At 46.8% G+C, this 18,109-nt stretch carries 18 protein-coding genes; 10 read left to right on the forward strand and 8 right to left on the reverse strand.

Annotation, left to right across the window (positions count from 1 at the left end):
* The coding region (locus tag QUB04_RS12375; RefSeq protein ID WP_333284558.1) for a DUF4347 domain-containing protein at positions 1-1,612 on the reverse strand (1,612 nt) is incomplete at its 3' end.
* 202 nt (positions 1,613-1,814) lie between these two features.
* A complete protein-coding gene (locus tag QUB04_RS12380; protein WP_445301047.1) occupies positions 1,815-2,324 on the reverse strand; it encodes a LuxR C-terminal-related transcriptional regulator in 510 nt (169 codons plus the stop codon).
* A gap of 17 nt (positions 2,325-2,341) precedes the next feature.
* Here QUB04_RS12380 and QUB04_RS12385 point away from each other — a divergent pair, with 17 nt between their 5' ends.
* Complete coding sequence (locus QUB04_RS12385) at positions 2,342-2,815, forward strand: universal stress protein (protein WP_333284562.1); 474 nt, start codon at positions 2,342-2,344, stop codon at positions 2,813-2,815.
* A 160-nt stretch (positions 2,816-2,975) separates the two neighbouring features.
* On the forward strand, positions 2,976-4,244 hold the full coding sequence (locus QUB04_RS12390) for a sodium:proton antiporter (RefSeq protein ID WP_333284564.1): 1,269 nt from the start codon (positions 2,976-2,978) through the stop codon (positions 4,242-4,244).
* Between the two features lie 1,492 nt (positions 4,245-5,736).
* Here the strand turns inward: QUB04_RS12390 and QUB04_RS12395 are convergent.
* From QUB04_RS12395 to QUB04_RS12415, 5 genes are all read right to left on the reverse strand, one after another.
* Positions 5,737-6,372, reverse strand: coding sequence for a class I SAM-dependent methyltransferase (locus QUB04_RS12395; RefSeq protein WP_333284566.1), 636 nt, complete (start codon positions 6,370-6,372; stop codon positions 5,737-5,739).
* 6 nt (positions 6,373-6,378) lie between these two features.
* Positions 6,379-6,840 (reverse strand): cupin domain-containing protein, encoded by a 462-nt coding sequence (locus QUB04_RS12400; RefSeq protein ID WP_333284568.1) that lies wholly within the window; start codon positions 6,838-6,840, stop codon positions 6,379-6,381.
* A gap of 152 nt (positions 6,841-6,992) precedes the next feature.
* A complete protein-coding gene (locus QUB04_RS12405; protein ID WP_333284570.1) occupies positions 6,993-7,370 on the reverse strand; it encodes a HEPN domain-containing protein in 378 nt (125 codons plus the stop codon).
* Positions 7,371-7,372: 2 nt separating this feature from the next.
* Positions 7,373-7,861 carry a hypothetical protein gene (locus tag QUB04_RS12410; RefSeq protein ID WP_333284572.1) on the reverse strand — a complete coding sequence of 163 codons (489 nt, stop codon included), beginning with the start codon at positions 7,859-7,861 and terminating at the stop codon, positions 7,373-7,375.
* Between the two features lie 46 nt (positions 7,862-7,907).
* A complete protein-coding gene (locus tag QUB04_RS12415) occupies positions 7,908-8,387 on the reverse strand; it encodes a hypothetical protein (protein ID WP_333284574.1) in 480 nt (159 codons plus the stop codon).
* 148 nt (positions 8,388-8,535) lie between these two features.
* Here QUB04_RS12415 and QUB04_RS12420 point away from each other — a divergent pair, with 148 nt between their 5' ends.
* The 3 genes from QUB04_RS12420 (at position 8,536) to QUB04_RS12430 (ending at position 12,774) form a co-directional block, all read left to right on the forward strand.
* Positions 8,536-9,990, forward strand: coding sequence for a folate/biopterin family MFS transporter (locus QUB04_RS12420; protein WP_333284576.1), 1,455 nt, complete (start codon positions 8,536-8,538; stop codon positions 9,988-9,990).
* A 130-nt stretch (positions 9,991-10,120) separates the two neighbouring features.
* Positions 10,121-11,635, forward strand: a complete 1,515-nt coding sequence (locus QUB04_RS12425) for a carotenoid oxygenase family protein (protein ID WP_333284578.1) — start codon at positions 10,121-10,123, stop codon at positions 11,633-11,635.
* Positions 11,636-11,874: 239 nt separating this feature from the next.
* On the forward strand, positions 11,875-12,774 hold the full coding sequence (locus QUB04_RS12430) for a DUF4436 family protein (protein ID WP_333284580.1): 900 nt from the start codon (positions 11,875-11,877) through the stop codon (positions 12,772-12,774).
* Positions 12,775-12,876: 102 nt separating this feature from the next.
* Here the strand turns inward: QUB04_RS12430 and QUB04_RS12435 are convergent, their stop codons facing one another.
* Positions 12,877-13,782 carry an SGNH/GDSL hydrolase family protein gene (locus QUB04_RS12435; protein WP_333284582.1) on the reverse strand — a complete coding sequence of 302 codons (906 nt, stop codon included), beginning with the start codon at positions 13,780-13,782 and terminating at the stop codon, positions 12,877-12,879.
* Positions 13,783-14,290: 508 nt separating this feature from the next.
* Here QUB04_RS12435 and QUB04_RS12440 point away from each other — a divergent pair.
* The 5 genes from QUB04_RS12440 to QUB04_RS12460 all read left to right on the forward strand — a co-directional run bounded on the left by QUB04_RS12440 (position 14,291) and on the right by QUB04_RS12460 (position 18,059).
* On the forward strand, positions 14,291-14,533 hold the full coding sequence (locus QUB04_RS12440) for a DUF7219 family protein (protein ID WP_333284583.1): 243 nt from the start codon (positions 14,291-14,293) through the stop codon (positions 14,531-14,533).
* 106 nt (positions 14,534-14,639) lie between these two features.
* On the forward strand, positions 14,640-15,173 hold the full coding sequence (locus tag QUB04_RS12445) for an RDD family protein (protein WP_333284585.1): 534 nt from the start codon (positions 14,640-14,642) through the stop codon (positions 15,171-15,173).
* A gap of 38 nt (positions 15,174-15,211) precedes the next feature.
* Complete coding sequence (gene rpmG, locus QUB04_RS12450; RefSeq protein ID WP_190658616.1) at positions 15,212-15,400, forward strand: 50S ribosomal protein L33; 189 nt, start codon at positions 15,212-15,214, stop codon at positions 15,398-15,400.
* A gap of 123 nt (positions 15,401-15,523) precedes the next feature.
* Positions 15,524-15,739, forward strand: coding sequence for a 30S ribosomal protein S18 (rpsR, locus tag QUB04_RS12455; protein ID WP_006631377.1), 216 nt, complete (start codon positions 15,524-15,526; stop codon positions 15,737-15,739).
* Positions 15,740-16,052: 313 nt separating this feature from the next.
* Complete coding sequence (locus tag QUB04_RS12460; protein ID WP_333284587.1) at positions 16,053-18,059, forward strand: ribonuclease R family protein; 2,007 nt, start codon at positions 16,053-16,055, stop codon at positions 18,057-18,059.
* Positions 18,060-18,109 lie beyond the last annotated feature (50 nt).

The following is an 18,109-nucleotide window of genomic DNA, read 5'->3' on the forward strand; positions in this document are numbered from 1 at the left end:
GCAGGACGCTGTAGGTGTCGGGATTTACTATTGGCAGACTGTTGGTAACGTTGATGTTCACCGTCGCGGGGACAGTCGCAGCCCCGTCGCTAGCGCTGTAAGTGAAGGTATCAATTCCGACGAACCCAGGGTTCGGAGTGTAAGTGAACTCACCGAGGGGATTAAAGGCGATCGTACCGTTAGTCGGGCCTGTGACTAAAGTGGCAGTTAGCGGGTCGCTGTTGGCGTCGGTGTCGTTGATTAAGACGGATGGAAGTCCGTTGAGAATTTGGTCGTGCAGGACAGTATAGGTGTCAGGATTTGCCACCGGGAAGTTATTAACCGAGATGGGGCCCAGAGTAAAAGTGGAACTTGCTTGATCGGTGTCGTCGCCGAAGAATAGGAAGTTTGCCTTGTTGTAGGGAGTAAAGGGTAAAGCCGGCTGACTGGTTGCCGGATTAAATGCCGTATAGTTCTGCAGCGGCTGATTTGTCAGCAATGCTGTGGCGCCGGCAAACAGGCTGTAAGTGCTGCCTTGAACGACGAGTTTATAGTCTGTAGTCTCGCTGATGTTAAAAGGTGCACTTTCCCCGCGAGTAAAGGTGGGAGCTGATGTTGGTGTACCACCGGTTTGAGCAAAAATGCCTCCGTTGGGGGCGAGGTTGCGGTTGGTGAAACCCAGTTCAATGCCATTTTGAGCATCGCTGCTAATGGCGATGATGCTGAAACCCGCCCGATTGTCACTATTACTGTTTTCAACGTTGACTGCAACTCGAAAAGAAACGCTGTAACCGTCGGTGAGGTTGAGTGCGGGGAAACTTGGGTTAACTAGATTAAATGTTCCTGGCGCGGGAGTAGGGGTGTACTTGTAGTTGCTATAGCCCGCGTAGCCTGTATTGTTATTCGCGGCAGTCACCCTAGCAGTATTAAGGCCCGTCGTGTTGGGCGAGAACGCACCAGCAGCAGGAGGAACACCAGAACCATTTGGGGGAGGCAGAAAAGGTAGAGGTATCTGCCCGTAAGCTAATTGAGTACCGCCCGGTGTCCCTATGCCCGGTGTTGCAGAAGAAAGCCCAAAGTTACTTGTGCCGTCATAGAGGGTAAAACCGAACACAAATTGGTAAGCGGCTCTTGTGGCTGGGTCGATCGCCAGCCCAGAGGACACCGCTCCTGTTGTATAATCTAATTCCCAATCTCCGCCCATAGCGGAACTGCCGATCGGCGATCGAGAAGCCGCAATTTTTGCCTTAGTTAGCTGACTCAGTTGCTGCACAAAGTTAGCGCCCTTTTCCCCCGCCGCTACATCACACCCATAAAGCAAAATCTCTCCACTGTCTGCCAGCGAGCGCCACCAACGCTGCAATTGCTTAGCATAAGTTTTTAAATTTGTCAAGTTTAGCTCGATCGCGCCTAGCAGTAAACTCGCGGGGCGGCCGTGGGAGATGATATGAATACTTTTGATATGGCTGCGACTCGCTAGAGCCTCAGTAATTTGTGCTACTCCATCCCGCGCCGCATCGAGGGTAATAACTTCTGTCCCCGCTGCGATGCCGTTGTGGAGAGTTTGGCTGTCGGGAAGGGCAGAGTCGAGAAAGGCGATCGAACTAAAAACTGAACTGATAAAATTTGGCATAATACACCTTTGGTTAGATGACGGTAGGAAAATTAAGGCCTGTCTAGCTTAGCAAATTCAAAAATTAAATGTCATGAGTAAAATTAACAATCAAGACGAATACTAATTTCCCGTGAACCTGCAACAGAAGCCTCTTGATAGGGGCGGGTTTAGCCAATAATTCCTTTAAAAAACCGACAATTCCGGTACACAACTCGCTTTTTTAGGGTTCGATCGCTAAAAGCTCTTCTGCTACCAATCCTTTCTGAATAGCGAGCACTGCTGCTTGAGTGCGATCGCGCACTTCTAACTTTTGCAAAATCGCGTGTACGTGAACCCGCACAGTCCCCGGAGCAATGTACAATATTTGTGCAATTTCCTGATTGCTTTTCCCCCCCGCAACTAAAGCCAAGATTTCCTGTTCTCGCTTCGTCAGCGGATTTTCCAAAACTTCCCATTTTGACCCTACTTTCACAGGTTCAGGATTAGCAAAAACTGCCCGAATTTCCGCAGTTGCCACCTTATCCCACCACGAAGCACCCGCTGCTATCGATCGAATTGCCAAAACCAAAGTTTCCGCCGCAATTCCTTTAAGGCAATAGCCCTGAGCTCCCGCTGCAATTAATCTTTCAATTAAGGATTTTTGAGAATGAGATGTTAAAATTAAAACCGGAATTGCTGGATGTCGATCTTTAATTTGGCGGCACGCTTCAATACCGCCAATTCCCGGCAAACCATCATTTAATTGCTTTGCGAGAACTCGCCCTGCGAGAAGTAGCAGACAATGTTGAAGACGAGGCAGCAACTTTAAAAGGTCAATCTTGCAACATTCACGAACGAGTTTTAGTGTGCATCTCGACTTATCCGAATTCCTTGCAACTGCTGCGGCGGGGCGCGAGGATTGCTAGCTATATGAATGCCCAATTTTATGCTGTGTTTGTCAACGATCCAGACCGATTTTTAACAAAAGCAGAAAGCTTGCACGTTGAAACTTGTGAGAAACTTTGTCAAGAATTTAACGGTCAATTTTTGCGGGTTAACGGCACTAATATAGCCAAAGCAATTTCGGAGGTAGCGAAACAGTATCGCATTACTCAAATTGTGATCGGCGAAAGCCAGCAATCCCGCTGGAGATTGTTGCTGCGCGGTTCTTTGACTCAACAGTTAGTGCGATCGCTCAAACACGTAGATTTGCACATCATCGCTACCGAAAAAAGTCAGTAGTCATTAGTTATTAGTCAGTAGTCAGCAGTCAGTAGTCAGCAGTTGTGAGTTGTGAGTTGGGACTTGTTAGTCATTTAGCATAAAAACTGCAACTTTCGGAGGATAGCTGAATCTAGCGGGCGGTGGATGCGCTCGAAGCTTTTACCTGTCAAAATCGCACTTGGTAAACCTGATTAAAAGTGCGATCGCTATGGTGGATGATTACATTCTCAACTTGCTAGTTATTGGCATCCTCCTGCTTACCGTTACCTTGGGTTCCGGATGGATTTCGCGATTGCCTGTATCTTATGCCTTAATTTATCTAATTGTCGGTATCGGATTGGGGCCCTACGGCGTCAAGCTGATTGACTTGCGTCCCGGAGCTCTATTTTTAGTAAGGCTTACAGAATTTGTAGTTATTGTTTCTCTGTTCAGTTGCGGCTTAAAAATGAATCGCCCCCTGAAATTTTGGGCCTGGAATTCCACAGTGCGGCTGATCGGTTTTTTAATGCCGATTTCTATTTTTGCAGTAGCTGCGATCGGTCATTGGTTTGTGAAATTAGATTGGGGCCCGGCGATTTTACTGGGAGCAATTCTCGCTCCCACCGATCCAGTTTTAGCCTCAGAAGTTCAGTTAGCTAATCTAGACGATCGCGATGAATTGCGCTTTGGTTTAACATCCGAAGGCGGTTTGAACGATGCTTTAGCTTTTCCCTTTGTTTATTTCGGAATTTATTCGCTAAAAGATAACAACTGGTCGAAGTGGTTTTCGCAGTGGGTAGCAGTTGACTTGATTTGGGCGATCGCCGCAGGTATCGTTATGGGAATTTTAGTAGCTAAAGCCGTCACCTGGATCGATCTAAGACTCCAACGCTATCGACCGGCCGATCAATTAATGGAAGATTTCATTGCCCTCAGCACAATTCTGCTCACATATTCCCTCACCGAAGTAGTCAACGGCTACGGATTTCTCGCAGTTTTTGTAGCAGGAATTGTCGTGCAGGGGAGTTACCGAAACCCAGAAAAGCCGCTTTCCCAACTGCACTTTACCGAGCGCATAGAAAAGTTAATGGAAGTAGCAACTATTTTACTATTAGGTTCGCTTTTGCGCCTAGAGCCTATGTTGGCCTATGGAGGATACTCCCTCTTAGTAGCTGGATTGTTGATTTTTTTAATCCGGCCTGTGGGAGCTTGGATTAGTACGATCGGCAGTCCTTTGCATCCCGCCAACCGCTGGCTTTATGGCTGGTTCGGCATTCGTGGTGTCGGTTCTATCTATTATCTTACCTATGCTTTTGGTAAGGGTTTGGAAGGCGAAATAGGGGAAAGAATTGCCTGGATTACCTTTTCAACAATCATAATTTCTGTGGTTTTGCACGGGATTACTTCCACCCCGCTAATGAACTGGTACGAGCGCCGAATCAAACCTAAAGTCCCTGATTTAATTTAATTCAGTCACGTGCGTGACTTTAATAGTCCTGGACGCAACTGTCACACAACAATCGACTTGTAGGGTGGGTCAGGCGAAGTTCTCTAACAGCGATCGGGAATTTCGGGAGCTGACGCACCTTACTATAGCGCTCCTAAGTCAATTGTGAATTTCTTATACCAATTTTTTATGAGGTTGCATAGAATCCGATCACCCTGGCGCCCCCCGCCGGAGGGGGGGACAAGATTCCTCTCAAAGTCAACCCCTACTCCCCAACAATCAGGGGGAGTAGGGGGTATGCGAGGGGGATCGAGATATGTGCAACTTCACATTAAATTGGTATTACTCCCTCCCCTTAGTAAGGGGAGGGCTGGGGTGGGGTAAAAAATTTACGACTCCTGCAAGGATTGCTATATATAATCTAAAATCGACTTGTAGGGTGCGTCAGGCGAAGCTCTCTAACGACACCGAAAGAAAAGAAGATTATAATTTTTTCGATAACTCTAATATAAACATTCACGGAATCAAACATGGATCGATTTGAATTTCAGCTAGCAATGCTGCAAAAAGGAGCAGAGGAACTAGAGAAAAAAATAGCTAACTTTACAACAATTTTGATGCAATTATAAACGGCGGCAATTAGCATTTGGCTAGCGTTGATTGGTTGGGTTTTTACAAGCAAAATAGATGGGTTGGTTCCCCTAGGATACGTTATAATTTTTGGTTTCTGGTTTTTAGAAGCTACCTACTGGAAGGTGCAATTTTATTACATGCAAAGAGCCAATGCAATCACCCAATTCTTGAATAATGAAAGCGCCTTAGATAAAAGTTTTGATACTCGCTCAATTCCGGAAGGTCTTGTTCACCCGCTCGGTTCATTAAAAAAAATTAAAATGCCTTCTTTATGGAGAGCTATCTGTGCTCCATCAATCTATATTTTTTATACCTTTTTGTTTGTTGTTAATTCGATCGTTTGGTTAATAACTCTTAAAACAGCCCTCTAACTAGGTAAGATCCCAATGTGCGAGCGATCGGACAATATCTTCCATCCCAACTAACTACAAGTGTAAATTGGATGTTCATCAATTTGCTCACTACTCCAAAAAACGGTTGCTTTCTGTATCGTTTGGGTGAAGAGTTCGCCTGTTCTCTCCTCAATACTCTGTTGGTTATTTTCAAATAACCAGAACTGTTCGCGCTCAACTTCTACTACTACAACAGCAACCTCTTATATTCAGGACTTAGGCAACTGGCACTAAAATCAAGCTGTAGGGTGCGTCAGGTGAAATTTTAGAACAATTATCCAGGGTTTGAAAATCTGACGCACCTTACTAATTGTGACTATTTCCAATTTTAAAAGGACACGAGAATGCAGTCCTTAAGCTGTGGAGCATTTAAACCAGTAACGAGGCTAGTAGGGTGCGTCAGCTAGAACCCTTACGCTGAAACGGAAAACCTTAGATGCTGACGCACCTTACGCAAGTCCTTTAAATGCCGAACAGCTTACCCGCAGCTAAACAGGTTTCACCCCAACTAATAAAGCGAGTTCCCGCCACTTCCAATAACAGTCTGCATCGGTAAAACCAATTTCTCTAAACCAGCGCAATTGCGTTTCTACATCCAACAATTGATTAGAGGGATCGTCTGGCGAATCGCTAATACCGATCGCCTCTCGAAATTTATCATGCAAAGCGGGAGTTGGTGACGCTACGTGCTCCAAATTGCAAAAAATGCCTCCGGGCTCCAAAAGCTCGAAAATCTCGGTGTAAAGCGAACGTTTGCGATCGTCTGCTACATGATGAATCGCAAAACTGGAAACAACGGCATCAAACTTGCCCAAATCCGGTAGCGATTCATCAAAATTGTGCTCGATTACCGTGACATTCTGGTCATCAGCAAAGCGAATTCTGGCTTTTTCCTGCATTGTCGGCGAAAAGTCGATCGCCACACATTCAACATTTGGTCGATCGCACTTAAGCAGACCCAGCAACCGCCCGTCTCCCGTGCCCACATCCAGAATTCGCTTCACATTTTTCGGCACTTCCTCCAACAAAACCGCTTCACCTTCAGTGCGGTGAGGAATACCATCAGCTTTAGCAAGATACCACAAAGCGTGTTCCGCCGAAGTCCAAAGATTCACTTGACTCATAAATTTTCAACTCTCATAAACCTCGCCATTTTTGCGAGTAAAAATCCAACTATTCCCGTTAGCTTTCGCAATTAAATCATCATCTGGGTAATTAGCTGAATCACCATCAGTGCGATCGCCAATTTCGAGATAAACAACATCTGCATTCGAGCGGTTGACTAAATGATGGCCGTCTGCATCACCCGCCGGAAAACCCGCCGCCATACCCGGTTTCAGCACTTGCTCTCCCGAATTTGTAATCAGAGTAACTTCCCCTTCCAGAACATAAATTAACTCATCTTGACGGGTATGCCAGTGCCTGAGAGCAGAACAACTTCCCGGTGCAAGTCTCACCAAATTTACCCCAAAATTCTGCAATCCGGCAGCATCGCCCAAGCGTTTTTTTACTCTCCCCGCAACAGCATATTGGAATTGCTGAGGGTACTTGGAACCCGTAATTTCCGGCACATTTTTAGGATCGATAATCATATAACAGTCCTAAATAGAATAGGGAAATCTTGCCCACATTACCTATCAACTTTAGATTGTAGACCAAGTAGGAAAATCCAAATTTGACACCCGCTGAAACTAAGAAAATAATTGTCGAAACAGTGACTCGCTAGGGCTTAAAACTTGACAGTTTATAAGTTGCTTAACTGAGAGATTACCCGCTGCGATCGCTTGACAGCTATTTTGCTAATCTTGAACAGTTCGGGTACACTATTGTTATAATCGGCTTGGTTTCGATCCCTCCTCAACTTTTCCAAGTTCCTCCCTATATTTTTACGATCGGCGTCCGAACTCTGTTTGAACTGCTGCACAACATACTTGTGAGCATCTGCCGTTTTCGGAATAGAATGCCCTTCTGTTTCCTGCAAGTAATTTCTAGCACTGATAAAAGCTGCATAATATGCCCGACTGATAGCCGATCGCATTTTGGCTTCTTGATTGGCAGGAGGAGTCGGTTGACCGAGAAATTCTTTTGCTAGATTCAGGTACTGCGACCAGTCAAAAGTCATTATTAGCGCACGCCACAACTAAAAACTCTCCGCACCTCATACGGCAGAGGTAAATACCAATCCTCAGACAATTTTTCTTCTTTGTCAAGTGCCTCGTCTATGATTTCATCGGCGTCACCATCAATAATAATATCCAGAAATAGCTGCGCGGAGTCAATAAATTCCGAGTCTGCCTCAACTTCAAGGCACAACTTTTTACCGGGGAAGTAATTGGAAATTTTGTCTGGTGCTTCCAGCAATATGGGAATCAAAAACTGATATTTTTCTAGGAACTGCAATATTTCTGTTTTTTCCCGGAAGCTGTACAATTTTTCCAAAGATTTAATATCAGCCAAAGAAACTGGATTTAGCTGGGTTAAGCTGTCGTGCAGCAGCATCTCGGCTAGGCTGTTGGCATCAACTCGACGGCGTTTTGCTTCTGCCAAAAGCCTTTCGCTGTCTTCAGGAGACAGTTGGATTGTTAGGGTTTGAGAATTGCTCGCGGTTTGCATATAAGTTGTATAATCTAAGCTTTGTTTTTCCTGTTTCCATTCTGCCTTATTCTAACGGTTTTAAAGTCGTGGAATTTTCCCGAATCGGTTTAATAAAACGGCTGTTCGCCCGCACAAAACAATTGCCTTTTTGCGTGGAAATCGGCAGCCAAGGTTTACCCTGAGAGTCAGAAATCATAATTTGATTGGCATTATTTCCTGTCACCGCTTGCAATCGTTTTCCGCGCCGAAACGCAGTCACGACAGCCCACTGCGAAACATTGTGTTTATTTCTTTCAAACAACTCAGCAGGCGCATCCAAACCGTCTACAGAAATTGAGCGAAATCTCTGAGCCATCCGGCAATTCAACCCTTGAGAATCTGAGTCAACAACCACCCAATTTACCTGCCGATTGCCCCGCTGTCTCGCAGGCGGCACCGGATAATCACCTTGCTTGTTAGCAACAGGTACAGCTAAGGCTAAATTACTCCCCATTCCTAAAATCCAAGCTGCTGCCAGAAAGACAATTCTAATTTCTGCTTTCATTGCTACCCAAAATCCTTTAATTCGAGCTCATCATAATTTTATAGTAGCTGCCACCTCCCCTTCACTTTCGCATCCCACCTCCGGCAGTTCCCGCAAACCATTAAGAATGTGTTATAAATATTGAGATTCATTAAGAAATATTGCTCAAATGCTCGTTTCCCCCTCCGGCGTCAGCAAACTCAAAGAATCTTTAAAAGAAAAAGTATTCTTTGGGAATGAGCCAACCCCCGAACTCATAGCCATCTTACTGATTTACTTCGTCCAAGGCATTCTCGGACTCGCCCGCTTAGCCGTCAGCTTCTTTCTCAAAGACGAACTAGGTATGAGTCCCGCCGAAGTCTCGGCAATGCTGGGTGTCGTCGCCCTGCCTTGGATTATCAAACCCGTGTTCGGCTTCATGTCGGACGGTTTGCCGATATTCGGCTACCGCAGACGCCCTTACATCGTCCTTTCCGGGCTGCTGGGAACGTCAGCATGGGTGAGCCTCGCAACAATTGTACACACACCGCTTGCAGCTACAGGCGCGATCGCCCTGAGTTCCCTCTCCCTCGCCGTCAGCGACGTAATCGCCGACTCCCTGGTAGTCGAAAGGGCCAGAAAAGAATCCGTTACCGACGCAGGTTCCCTGCAATCCTTGTCTTGGGGCGCTGCAGCCCTCGGCGGATTAATTACCGCCTACCTCAGCGGTTCCCTGCTGCAACACTTCAGCACCCACACTATCTTTTTAATCACCGCATCTTTCCCGCTAATTGTATCAGCAACAGCTTGGTTAATTGCCGAAGAAAAAACCGAGAAAAAAACCGACTTTGAAACAGTCAAAGACCAATTAAAACAACTGCGGCAAGCTGTTACCCAAAAAACAATTTGGCTGCCCACCGCCTTTCTCTTCCTCTTACAAGCCACCCCAAGCTCAGACTCCGCCTTCTTCTTTTTCACCACCAACGAATTAGGCTTTCAACCAGAATTTCTAGGCCGAGTGCGCCTCGTTACCAGCATTGCCGCCCTCGCCGGCGTCTGGCTGTTTCAACGCTTCCTTAAAACAGTTCCATTTCGAGTAATTTTTGGCTGGTCAACGGTCATTGCGACTGCTTTGGGCATGACTACTTTATTATTAGTAACTCATGCGAACCGAGCTTTAGGAATTGACGATCAATGGTTCAGCATCGGAGACAGTCTGATCCTGACAGTAATCGGACAAATTGCTTATATGCCGGTGCTGGTACTCTCCGCCCGATTGTGTCCCCGAGGCGTCGAAGCAACTTTATTTGCGCTACTGATGTCAATCACAAATTTAGCAGGACTTTTGTCCCACGAAGGCGGTGCACTTTTGACCCACTTGCTAGGAATTACCGAGCGCAATTTCGATAACCTCTGGCTGCTAGTCATCATCACAAACCTGTCCACACTTCTGCCCCTACCCTTCTTAAATTGGCTGCCCGCCGAGAGTACAGAAAGCAGCGATCCAAACTCTCAAAACTCTCTTCCCGTATTAGAACCAGAACCGGGCAGTTCCAAACCAGGCGGACAGCATTTCATGCCCGAATACTTTCCCGACTTAGTACCGACAGTAAGGTCACAAAGGCGCACAGCAGATAGCAAATAAAGGAAGGCACGCACGGATTTTGACACGGATACACCGATGAATTTAACTGTGTTTGCCTATTCTCCGAATTTCCTTCTCTCTGCGCCCTCTGTGTTCTCTGCGGTTAAATCAATAAAAGCTTATTATACCCATGCAAAAATTACAGATTTCCCAACCTCAAACAGCCGCCCAAAACCCATCATACGATCGCACAGACTGGCAGCGCGGCTACGAATCCCAACCCAACGAATCAGATTACTGGATTGACAACATAGAAGGCGAAATCCCCGCCGGCTTGCAAGGCACATTCTTTCGCAACGGGCCCGGATTATTGGAAGTCAACGGCCAGCGCATCCACCACCCGTTTGACGGCGACGGGATGATTTGTGCGATCGCAATATCCGAAGGCCGCGCCCATTTCCGCAACCGATTCGTCCGCACAGAAGGCTATCTCGCCGAACAAAAAGCCGGAAAAATCCTCCACCGAGGCGTTTTCGGCACACAGAAACCGGGGGGCCCGCTTGCCAACATCTTTGATGTCAAAATCAAAAACATTGCCAACACCAACATCATTTATTGGGGCGACAAACTGCTAGCACTTTGGGAAGCAGCACAGCCCTACAGACTCGACCCCCGTACCCTAGAAACACTCGGCTTAGACACCCTAGACGGCGTTTTACAACCCGGTGAAGCCTTCGCCGCCCACCCCAGAATTGAAAAAGGGAAAAATGGCAAAGGAGACAGATTAGTAAACTTTTCTGTCAAGCCCGGTTTGTCGAGTACCATCACGATTTACGAATTCGACGAAAGCGGCAAACTTTTGCAGCGTCACGCCCATGCAATACCGGGTTTTGCCTTCCTGCACGACATGGTAATTACCCCGAATTACTGCATATTCTTCCAAAATCCCGTCTCATTTAATCCTCTACCATTCCTGTTAGGATTTCGGAGTGCATCCCAGTGCATTCAATTTTCGCCAAACAAGCCAACGCAAGCAATTTTAATTCCCCGCAACGGCACTGACGAGGTGAAGATATTAGAAACTGAACCTTGTTTTGTGTTCCACCACTGCAACGCCTGGGAAGAAGGAGACGAAGTTTTTGTTGACTCAGTTTGTTACGAATCATTTCCCACTGTAGAAGCAGACGGCGATTTTCGGGAGATTGATTTTGACAGCGTTCCAGCGGGAGAATTGTGGCGGTTTAAGTTGAATTTGCAAGACAAAACCGTACAGCATCAAGTTGTTGAAACTCGGTGCTGCGAGTTTCCCACTTTGCATCCCAATAATGTCGGACAACCTTACCGATATCTTTATATCGGTGCTGCTGATGCTCCCACTGGAAATGCTCCTTTGCAAGCTATCCTCAAAATGGATTTCGTGACTGGTGAAAGGCAAATTTGGAGTGCGGCGCCACGCGGTTTTGCGGGAGAACCGGTGTTTGTTCCCCGTGGTTCAGGCGTCTCGCCTGAAGGTGCAACGGCTGAGGATGACGGCTGGCTGCTGCTTTTAATGTATGATGCAGCTAATCATCGATCGACCTTAGTGATTTTAGATGCTCGCGACATCACCAAAGGCCCTGTAGCGCGCTTGCATTTAAAACAGCACATTCCCTACGGTTTGCACGGCAGTTTTACACCAAATGTACTGCTTCCTATCGGTTCCTAGTTGGGCGTTGATTCGCCTGGTTCTTGCGCCGCTCGCCACAGCCCGCCGGGGGTTGAAAACCCCCGGCTCACAGCGAAAGTCCTCTAAAAGAGGACTAAAACCAACATTTATTATCGATCGAGTTTCTTCAGTCGGTTTCAACCGACTGTCTTCTATGAGCCAGGGGTTTAAACCCCTGGCGGACTGCGGAGACTGCGAGAAATACTAACAAAAATTCAACAGATAAAAATTCCTAGTAAATGCAAACTGTCAACAAATTTCCTCTCCACAAACTACTTATTTTAATTTGCAGTATCGTCGTAATCTTGGCAATTATCTTATCTATTTATTCTCACAATGCTAACGCCCAAGAGCCTTATAATTTATCTCCCGAAAGCGCTGTAGCGTCCAAAGGCTTGGTTGAGCTCAAAATGACATTAATTGCCGTTGATCCCATTAAAAACGAATTAGAAGCCCGGTTGCAGTTTGAACTCAAAGGTATTTATAAAAAAGGGCCAACTTACCCAGCTCAAGACTTGTTAATGACAGTTAACGGCGCAAATGTACCGGATTCGGAAATTACCTTTAAAGAAGGCAAACCGATGATTGTCCCTGCATTAAAATTCAACTTAGTCAAGGGAAAAATTAATAATTATCCGTTTGACAAGCACATTGCTAAAGTAGCTATTTCCATCGACCCGCTGCCTTCGATTGGGAAAAAGTTTGCTCCATTTGAACTGAATCCCGTGCCGCTGGAATTTAAGTTTAATGCCGATGTTCCAGGTTTCGACATTAGTTATAAGCCGATGGAAGAGAATTCATCTATCTTTATTTATATCGATGTTTCTGCAACTCGATCGCTGCCGGTGAAGTTCTTTGCGTTAGTGATTATTGTCATCATGTGGGTGCTGTCAATTATGGCATTGTTGCTAGCATTAAAAGTGATGAAATCGGGCAAAGTGCCGGAAGTGGGAATGCTGAGTTGGACTGCTGTGATGCTGTTTGCTTTTCCTGCTATCCGCAATGCTCAACCGGGAGTGCCTCCGGTGGGAACTGCAAGTGATTTTCTGTCGTTTTTTTGGACGGAAATTATTGTTGTGGTTGCGTTGGTGATTATTGGTAGCTGTTGGTTGAAGCGGTATCATCCGCCAATTGAATGATTTTAGATTGGAATAAGTTACCCCCGATCTAAATCAGGGGGGTTGTAGCTTCGATACTTTCAATTAACAGCCAACCGTCAACAGTCAACTACATTCAAAGATTCACTTTTTGACTTCTAAATTCTCAATATCATTTGCGGGTACTCCCAAACCTCGCAAAATAGTAAAAGCCATAATTTGATACCCCGACGGATTCGGGTGAACTCCATCAGCAGCCAACAAATTCACAGTCTTGCCCGCGTGCTTTTGATACGTGCCGATAACTTCCCGAAAAGGCGCATTCAAATCAATAAACAAGCACTGATTATCTAACGCAAGTTCTCGCATCGCGGCAATATACTCTGGCAACCGGCGATTTTCTGGGCCGTCGAGATTTTCCCCTATCGGAGTAGGAGAAAGCAGTACAACTCGAATTCCTGCGGCTTTTGCCGCCAGCACCATTTGAGTTATTTTCTCCCGATATTGTGCCAGTGGCACTCCCGCGCGCCAGTTGCCTTCCGGATAAAACTGATAGTTTTGGAAGTCGATGAAAGCGTGCCAAACGTCGTTGACTCCGACATTAATCATCACTAAACCTGGCTTTTGGTCGATCGCATCTTTCTGGAAGCGCGCTTGCATATCAGTTGACTTGTTACCGCCGATCCCCGCGTTGACGATTTCGATTTTGCGATCGGGATAAAGGGCATTCAGATAGCGTTGCAGCAGCCAAACGTAACCTCCGGGGTATTTCCCGGCCTCGGTGATGCTGTCGCCCACTATCACAATTTTGCGCTTGCCGACGAGCAGGTTCTGGATTTCTGGTGGGGGCGTTGCTTGGGATACGGATTCTTTAAACACTGGAATTAAGGAGTGAGGCATGTTGAAGGCGATGATAATACCAGCAATTACGGCGATGGGAAGTCTGATTAAAACTTGCCTCAGCCGGAGTTTGGGACGGGGCGATTCCCTACCCTTCGGGAACCCCTGCGGGGAACGGGATAGCTTCGCTTCACGCGCATTGGGATACATTACGCAGATTCCTACTAAAACTCTAACTAATTTATCTCTGCAATAATATTATCCATTTCAGGGGTTTTTGTCACTTATTTCAATAACTCAGTCCTGGCCTCACAAAAACCTGGTTTAGACGCCAAATCCGAAGTTATAAGCCTTAACGCAGAAACCAGGTTGTTGACCGAAAGCATCCAGCATACAAGCCCCCGGATTCATCCGTGGAGAAAAAAAACCTGTATCCGATGAAACTTGCCCCCCGAATTTATCCGTGGAGTCAATGCTTCCATTCTAAAATCTAAAATCTAAAATCTAAAATCTAAAATCGATTGACCCCGCCTGCGTAATTTGTATATGTGAAATTACTGAGGTTTTTGTCACCCTCATCGGTCGGTGTAATTGCCATCACAAAAAAGTTCGCCAAATGTCACAGGATTTCTGCTAAGTGCAACACAACTTTAGCAGGTGATGGTGGTTTATAATATTGATATGTTCAGGAAAAAAGTTTTCAGGCGAGGTTAAAGCAATGGTAGCAAATTCAAATTTTTTATATCCTCAAACTCGCTATTACGGTGAAGTAAAGCCAGAGAATTTAGTATTTAATGCGAATTTACAAGAGTTTTCTCAGCGAGTGGGTTACATAAGTTCCTTGACATCTAACGGTAAAATCTCTGTGGAACAGGCATTTACTCAGATACAAACACTCTGGGAAGAGGTGGAAAAGTCGAAAAAGCAGTTGGGAATAGGCGAAAATCCATTTTCAGGTTGAAGAATTAGCGGTTGGCTTTGACGTTGATTTACGCGCCAGTGATGCCGATCGATTAATCGAGAGCTTAATATGAAAAAGTAGCTAGTAGCGATCGACCTTTTTGCCTATGAGTTCCGATTTAGTACCCCTCCTTCCCAAAGTATCCGTCGGCCGCCGCGCAGCGGCCTTCTGCATTGACGGAATCGCAGTTTGGCTGCCCAGTTTGCTTCTGGGCACTAATGCGATCGCCCAAACCATATTTTTTGTTTTGCTGTGGCTGATCCTGCGCGTAGCCATCGTCAGGAAAAACCAAGGTCAAAGTATTGGGCGCTGGGCTTTGGACATGAAAATTGCCGATACCAGATTCCTACGGACTCCGGGAGTGCAAGAACTGTGCAAGCGCGAAGCATTGCTGGGCTTTTGCGCCGCCTTAGCCTTCGCAGGTATAGCTGGGCTCACCTCTACCAACGCCGCCGTCTTGCTGCTGATGCTGCCCCTGGCGATCGACTGTAGCGTTGCCCTCAACTCCGGCGAAAGGTTTCCCCAAGCTTTCCACGATCGCATCGGGGGGACGATGGTCGTCGGGACCCGCCGCGGCTACTCCCTCGACATCAAAGTTAGAAGATTGCTTGACCAAGTGCAGAGCAATGTGAGAAGATAATAAATTGTGTTTAAATTAGTCGAAATTTATTTAGAATTATGGCTAAAGGCGTCCGCATCATAATTACTCTAGAGTGTACTGAGTGCCGTACAAACGTAAGCAAACGCTCAAAAGGCGTGTCTCGGTACACCACCACCAAGAACCGTCGCAACACGACGGCGCGGCTAGAACTCAAAAAGTTCTGCCCCCATTGCAACCAGCACACTGCCCACAAAGAGATCAAGTAGATCAGTTGTCAGTTGTCAGTTGTCAATGGTCAGTTGTTATTGGTCAACAGTCAACAGTCAACAGTCAACAGACAACAGTCAACAGTCAACAGTCAACAGTCAACAGTCAACAAACAACAAACCATGACTTACTTTCGCCGGCGCGTTTCGCCAATCAAACCAGGAGACCCGATCGACTACAAAGATGTCGATTTGCTCAAAAAATACGTCACAGAACGCGGTAAAATTTTGCCCCGCCGGATTACCGGTTTGACTGCCAAACAGCAGCGAGACCTGACCAGAAGCATCAAAAGAGCAAGAATTGTAGCTTTGATGCCCTTCGTAAACCAAGAAGGTTAACAGGATTTGGGATTTTGGGTTTTAGATTTTGGACTGGGAATAAGACTTGCGCGAAAACAACGTCTTTCTGCCATTAAAAGTGCAGCAAGAATGCAGCGAAATAATCGCGAAATAGGGTTAAGAGTCGCCGCAGCGCAAGTCTTAATCAAAAGTCAAAAGTTAAAAAAAAAGCAAGAAGAAAGAACAACTTTTTAGATTTTAACTTTCACAATTGACCAGAAAAATTGCCAATATCCAAAATCTAAAATCGCAAGCTCGAAACTCGATAAGTGGCTACTGTAAAAATCCAAAATCTCAAATATAAAGCTGGCAAGTGGAGAAGGGAACGTTAGTAGAATTTAGAGTGCACGGCGACCGCCGTCTGGCAGTTGCCGATCGCCCCGACGGCAAGAAAAACTGGGTGGTGGTAGACGAAAACGGTCAACCGCACAGCATACCGCCCAAACAAATCACCTACGAAGTAGTCGGAGAAACTTACAAACCCTCCGATATTCCCAAATTTCTCAAAGAAGTAGAAGCCTACTCAGATCCGTCGAGTTTGGAAGTCGCTTGGGAACTTTTAGTCGGTGACGGAGAAACAGCAGATCCCGAATCCCTGGCAAAGCTGTTATTTTCTGAGAGTAGTGCGGCCCAGTGTTACGCGGCTTACTGTTTGTTATCAACAGACAAACTGTATTTTAAACAAAAGGGCGATCGCTACGAACCGCGATCGGCAGCCCAAGTAGCCGAAATCAAACACCAGCAAGAAGTAGAACAGCAGCGACACCAAGAATCCCAAGGATTTTGGGATCGAGTCAAACAGCGGCTGGCAGGAGAAAATGTAGATTGGGAAAATAGCGATCGAACTCGCCTCGACGCCCTAGAACGCTTTGCCCTCCTCGGAGAAGAAGCAACGCACCGCACCCCAGCCTTAGAAACTTTAGCCAGCTTACAACGATCCGAAAACCCCGAAGCAGCATTTGGCCTCCTAGTCGAGCTCGGCCTCTGGAGTACCCACGAAAACCTGTTTTTGCGGCGCAGCCAAATTCCCCTACAATTCTCCGCAAAGGTATTAGAAGTGGCCCAACGCTGCCTAGAAAATCCCCCAACCGACTCCGACACAAATCGTCTCGATTTAACTCACCTCAAGGTTTACACGATCGACGACGAAAGCACCACCGAAATCGACGACGGCCTCAGCTTAGAATTCCTCGAAAACGGCCAGCAGCGCCTGTGGATACACATCGCCGATCCCACCCGCTTGCTTTCCCCCGGAGACGAACTCGACCTCGAAGCCAGAAAGCGCACCACTACGGTTTACCTGCCCACGGGAATGATTCCCATGTTTCCCCCAGCTTTGGCAACCGGGCCGATGAGTTTAATTCAAGGCAAAGAGTGCAGCGCGCTCAGCTTCAGCGTCACCTTAGACGAAATCGGCGCGGCTCAAGATTACAGCATCCACATCAGCACCATAAAACCCACCTACCGCTTGACCTACGATGATGTAGACGAAATGCTGGAGTTGGGAATCGAAGCAGAACCGGAAATAGCAGCGATCGCCTCTGCGGCAAAACTGCGGCAAAAATGGCGGGAAGCCCAAGGCGCAATCAGCATTTTCATGCCCGAATCCGTCATCAAAGTCAACGGCGACGAAATCAAAATCCACGTCATCGACGACTCCACAGCCCGGATGCTAGTAGCCGAAATGATGATTTTAGCCGGCGAACTAGCCGCCCGCTACGGTCAAGCTCATAGCCTGCCCATACCCTACCGCTATCAGCCACAGCCCGAACTCCCTCCCGATGAAGAACTGCTAGCCGTGCCCGCAGGCCCCGCCCGCGCTTGCGCCGTGCGCCGGTGTATGCCCCGCAGCGAAATGGGCCTCACCCCCGGACGCCACGCGGGCTTGGGTTTGGAATTATACACTCAAGTTACTTCCCCGATCCGCCGCTATACCGACTTGCTGGCTCACTTCCAAATCAAAGCCCACCTGCGGGGCGAACCACTGCCTTTTTCGGCCCAAGAAATACAGGATATTGTCATGTGTCTCGGCACCGCAGTTAAAGAAGCATCCACCGTCGAACGCCAAACTAACCGCTATTGGGGATTGGAATATTTGCGGCGCAACCCCGATGAAGTTTGGGAAGCTTTAATGCTGCGCTGGCTGAGGGAAGACAGCAATCTCGGATTGATTTTATTGGAAGATTTGGGTTTAGAATTGGCAATGCGATTTGGTCGATCGGTCGCAATCGGCGATCGGCTAGAAGTCAAAGTCACCCACTGCGATCCGCGATCAGATGTCATTAACTTCCAGGAAATGATATTTGAAGCCGCACAATAGGATTTTAGATTTTAGATTCTAGATTTTGGATTGCAAAAATCTGCGTTGAA

It is taken from the genome of Microcoleus sp. D2_18a_B4, from assembly GCF_036702475.1.
GTDB lineage: Bacteria > Cyanobacteriota > Cyanobacteriia > Cyanobacteriales > Microcoleaceae > Microcoleus.

Bases quoted from the DNA above. Each gene is read 5' to 3' on its own strand.
- QUB04_RS12395 (WP_333284566.1), bottom strand. From the start codon at position 6,372: ATGAGTCAAGTGAATCTTTGGACTTCGGCGGAACACGCTTTGTGGTAT.
- QUB04_RS12400 (WP_333284568.1), bottom strand. From the start codon at position 6,840: ATGATTATCGATCCTAAAAATGTGCCGGAAATTACGGGTTCCAAGTAC.
- QUB04_RS12405 (WP_333284570.1), bottom strand. From the start codon at position 7,370: ATGACTTTTGACTGGTCGCAGTACCTGAATCTAGCAAAAGAATTTCTC.
- QUB04_RS12410 (WP_333284572.1), bottom strand. From the start codon at position 7,861: ATGCAAACCGCGAGCAATTCTCAAACCCTAACAATCCAACTGTCTCCT.
- QUB04_RS12415 (WP_333284574.1), bottom strand. From the start codon at position 8,387: ATGAAAGCAGAAATTAGAATTGTCTTTCTGGCAGCAGCTTGGATTTTA.
- QUB04_RS12420 (WP_333284576.1), top strand. From the start codon at position 8,536: ATGCTCGTTTCCCCCTCCGGCGTCAGCAAACTCAAAGAATCTTTAAAA.
- QUB04_RS12425 (WP_333284578.1), top strand. From the start codon at position 10,121: ATGCAAAAATTACAGATTTCCCAACCTCAAACAGCCGCCCAAAACCCA.
- QUB04_RS12430 (WP_333284580.1), top strand. From the start codon at position 11,875: ATGCAAACTGTCAACAAATTTCCTCTCCACAAACTACTTATTTTAATT.
- QUB04_RS12435 (WP_333284582.1), bottom strand. From the start codon at position 13,782: ATGTATCCCAATGCGCGTGAAGCGAAGCTATCCCGTTCCCCGCAGGGG.
- QUB04_RS12440 (WP_333284583.1), top strand. From the start codon at position 14,291: ATGGTAGCAAATTCAAATTTTTTATATCCTCAAACTCGCTATTACGGT.
- QUB04_RS12445 (WP_333284585.1), top strand. From the start codon at position 14,640: ATGAGTTCCGATTTAGTACCCCTCCTTCCCAAAGTATCCGTCGGCCGC.
- rpmG (WP_190658616.1), top strand. From the start codon at position 15,212: ATGGCTAAAGGCGTCCGCATCATAATTACTCTAGAGTGTACTGAGTGC.
- rpsR (WP_006631377.1), top strand. From the start codon at position 15,524: ATGACTTACTTTCGCCGGCGCGTTTCGCCAATCAAACCAGGAGACCCG.